3 tRNA genes, 1 rRNA gene and 1 pseudogene are annotated in these 3,608 nt (G+C 59.6%); 1 reads left to right on the forward strand and 4 read right to left on the reverse strand.

Annotated features, from left to right (window positions below):
• Positions 1–77: 77 nt before the first annotated feature.
• From JMF90_RS28855 to JMF90_RS28865, 3 genes are all read right to left on the reverse strand, one after another.
• Positions 78–152: transfer RNA gene (locus tag JMF90_RS28855), tRNA-Thr, on the reverse strand.
• Between the two features lie 22 nt (positions 153–174).
• Positions 175–248 (reverse strand) — tRNA-Gly (locus tag JMF90_RS28860).
• Positions 249–291: 43 nt separating this feature from the next.
• Positions 292–377 (reverse strand) — tRNA-Tyr (locus tag JMF90_RS28865).
• Positions 378–2,062: 1,685 nt separating this feature from the next.
• Between JMF90_RS28865 and JMF90_RS40295 the strand changes: the two are divergent.
• Positions 2,063–3,189 (forward strand): annotated as a pseudogene (locus JMF90_RS40295) (IS3 family transposase).
• A gap of 246 nt (positions 3,190–3,435) precedes the next feature.
• Here the strand turns inward: JMF90_RS40295 and rrf are convergent.
• Positions 3,436–3,548 (reverse strand): 5S ribosomal RNA (rrf, locus tag JMF90_RS28885).
• Positions 3,549–3,608 lie beyond the last annotated feature (60 nt).

Here is a 3,608-nt window from a genome sequence, read left to right on the forward strand (position 1 = left end):
CCCTTGGCCATTTTCGACTCCCAAAAGGAATTTCACAGGTTGCGCCGCGCGCAAACAAGACACTGACTTTTTACTGCTGGTGCCCATGGGCAGGATCGAACTGCCGACCTCTCCCTTACCAAGGGAGTGCTCTACCACTGAGCCACATGGGCGCTACGCTTCAACTTAGCGGTCTGGAGCGGGTGAAGGGAATCGAACCCTCGTCGTAAGCTTGGAAGGCTTCTGCTCTACCATTGAGCTACACCCGCACGGGCCACTAACGATTCCTTACCGCTCACTGCGCTGATATCTTGGTGGAGGAGGTTGGATTCGAACCAACGTAGGCGTAAGCCAACAGATTTACAGTCTGCCCCCTTTAGCCACTCGGGCACCCCTCCGTAGAGAACTGACGATTATGGGGGTGCATCGCACTCCTGTCAAGCACATCCGGAAGATTATTTTCACTTTCTTCCCGACTTCTGCTTCCCGCCGACCCCGCTCTCGCCCGGCTAAGGCAAGCGCGAGATGTTGCCGATCGGCGCCACATCTTCGTCAGACTCCGCCCTCAACGCCGATCTGCATCAGCGCTGAAAACGAAAGACCGCCATCATACGGCCTCTTTCACACAATGCCAAGCGGATAGACACAAAATTTCGGCAAATTTCGTGCCGGGCGGGTTCGGCGAGCTCGGATGTCGATGGTTCGCGGGAGGCTCGGTGGCGTTTCCGGCGGGAAATAGAGGTTTTAGCGAGCGGCGAGGGCAGCGCCTTCTTGGTTCCCGGTGCCCCGTGCTGACGCGGCTTCCGCCCACCTCTCCCAGCTCCACCACCGAATTCGCTCAGCTGCGTTCGACGACTTCACCGGAGGGCACGATACCGTCTCGAGTCACCCTCCAGCCGGCGGTACAAGTCTCCCTGCGTCCGCGTTTTCTGTAATGGCAATCCTCGTGGTTGCAACGGCACATGCCGCGGCGCCGGAAGAGCCTATAGCGCCTGCCGGGTCCCCGCTGGTGACGGTCCGACAGCCAGGCCCTGCTTACGGCCCCACCGCGCAGCGCCAAGGGCATACTCGACGCCGGGCAAGTATCAATGGTGAAGCAGACGCCTGATGTGGGATGCCCGGGTTTGGCGCACGTCGGCTTGCGCAGCACGACCGATGAATCGAGATGCCGTGGCCCGACCACGTCCCGCAGGATGAATCCGGCGATTCTCTACGCATGCGCTATAGCCGACGACGCGCGCCAGGTCCAGGCATCCCTACGACCCTGCTGCTGCCGCGTCGAATGCTGCTGCTTGGCACCGACGCATCTCGTCGTGCAACCGGCTCACGTCAGTACGTGGTCGCTCATCGCAGCAGATCTTCGGCGTACACGCGATATCGCGACCGCTTTTATGCGCCGTCTCGTCCAACTGAACGCGATTCTCCGTGTCGGATTCTACGTAACCCTTGCCACACCTCACGCTCCCCAAGACGATGGAGAGCCGCGCCGATTTTGGATCTCGCCAGACCCGCAACATGCCGCAGTGCGGCCAGCCTGTTGGTCGAGTCGCTTCTTGCCGCGGCTCAAGCGCGTGCGGCACTCCTCGATGGGGCTCTTTCGACGAGATATGACCCGTTAGATCCAATGGCGCTTAATGGCAATGTCGCGGCTCTGCTGGCGTTCAGTCGCGCGGATTCATGCGACAAGGGGAGCCGGTGCGGTGACTTCCTGTCCGCTCTTGCCAACAACACGTGGAAGGCGGATCGAATGCAAGACGCATCCCGCTGCCACACGAGATATGGAAATTTTGGCAGAAGATGCACCTCATAAGCCGACGATCATCACCGGTTGACTGACTATCAGATGGTGAGGGCTAGGCATGGCTGATCGCGGTCGACGTCGAGCAAGGCCGGAGGGAGGATAGCCGTGGGCGGTTGCCAACGCGGGTTCCCGTTGCGGCTCTGATGGCCACCAGCGAACCAGAGGCGGGCTTCAGCAACACCAATTGCTGGCGACAGACACCCGATAGGCGAGGTTCATTTTGACCTGCTCCCCGCGTTTAGTACGGTGACGGTGTAGAGTCCGTTCCAGAGAGGAACGGCAATGAAAAAGCGATTCACCGAAGAACAGATCATCGGCATCTTGAAGGAAGCCGAGGCTGGCTTGAAGCCGGCGGAGCTGTGCCGCAAGTACGGCATCTCGGAAGCGACCTACTACAACTGGAAAGCGAAGTTCGGCGGGATGACGGTCTCCGAAGCGCAGCGCCTGAAGGAACTGGAGCAGGAGAACAACAAGCTCAAGCGCCTGTTGGCCGAATCAATGCTCGACAACGCCGCGCTGAAGGACCTGCTGGCTCGAAAGTAGCAAGCCCGCAGGCCAAGCGCGAAGCGGTCCGGATATTGATGACCGAACGTGCCATGGGTGTTACCCGAGCCTGCGGGCTGGTAGGGATTTCGCGCTCGCTGTTCCACTACGAATCACGCCGCCGAGTTGACGACGAAGCGCTGACTGGCCGGATGATGGCCATCGCCGCGCAGAAGCGCCGATACGGCTATCGCCGGATTCACGTGCTGTTGCAGCGGGATGGCTGCTTCGCCAACCACAAGCGCATCTAGCGCCTGTACAGCAAGGCGGGGCTGAGCGTGCGCAAGCGGCGACGCAAGCGTATTGCGGCTGTCGAGCGCACGCCGCTGCCGTTGCCAACAGGCCCGAATCAGAGCTGGTCGATGGACTTCGTTTCTGACGGGTTGGCCTATGGTCGGCGGTTTCGATGCCTGAACGTGGTCGACGACTACACGCGCGAGTGCTTGGCCATCGAGGTCGATACTTCGCTGCCGGGCCTACGAGTGCAGCAAGTGCTCGAGCGGCTCAAGGAGATGCGAGGCTTACCCGCATCCATCACGGTCGACAACGGGCCGGAATTCGCTGGTAAGGTGCTGGATGCATGGGCCTACGAAGCCGGCGTCACGCTGTCGTTCATTCGGCCTGGCAAGCCGGTGGAGAATGCCTATATCGAGAGCTTCAACGGGCGGTTCCGCGACGAATGCCTGAACGAGCACTGGTTCGTCTCGATGCGCCACGCCAAGCGGCTGATTGAGGAATGGCGTATCGAGTACAACACCGAGCGGCCTCATAGTTCGCTCGGCTATCTGACGCCTGCGCAGTTCGCCCGGGCGCACGACGCGAAGCAGCAGTTTTTAACCTCGGACTCTAACTGCAGTTCGGACTAAAACCGGGGGCAGGTCATCCGGACGACACAGTTGCGGAGAAGAAATTGCATCTTGATTGAAGATACGATCAATAAGCAATTGAATCGCCGGAGATAGAAGCGATTGAGGGAATGGGATGCTGTGATTGATGGCGTGGGTGAGGTGCTAATGCAGTAGCCTTGGTAAGGCTTCACCCCGCCATGCACATTTCCGCCGCGCCAATGCAAAAACCCCCGCCTGTTCGGGCGGGGGTTTCTGGCTTAGGGAGCCTGACGATTACCTACTTTCACACGGGAATCCGCACTATCATCGGCGTAGAGTCGTTTCACGGTCCTGTTCGGGATGGGAAGGGGTGGGACCGACTCGCTATGGTCATCAGGCAAAGAGCGTTGTTGTGCTGGCTTCGCAGCACAACCAATCTTGGAAGAAGCAGTAATTTT

Origin of the sequence: Burkholderia sp. E168m23 (assembly GCF_016586125.1) — a bacterium.
Classification (GTDB): domain Bacteria; phylum Pseudomonadota; class Gammaproteobacteria; order Burkholderiales; family Burkholderiaceae; genus Burkholderia; species Burkholderia orbicola.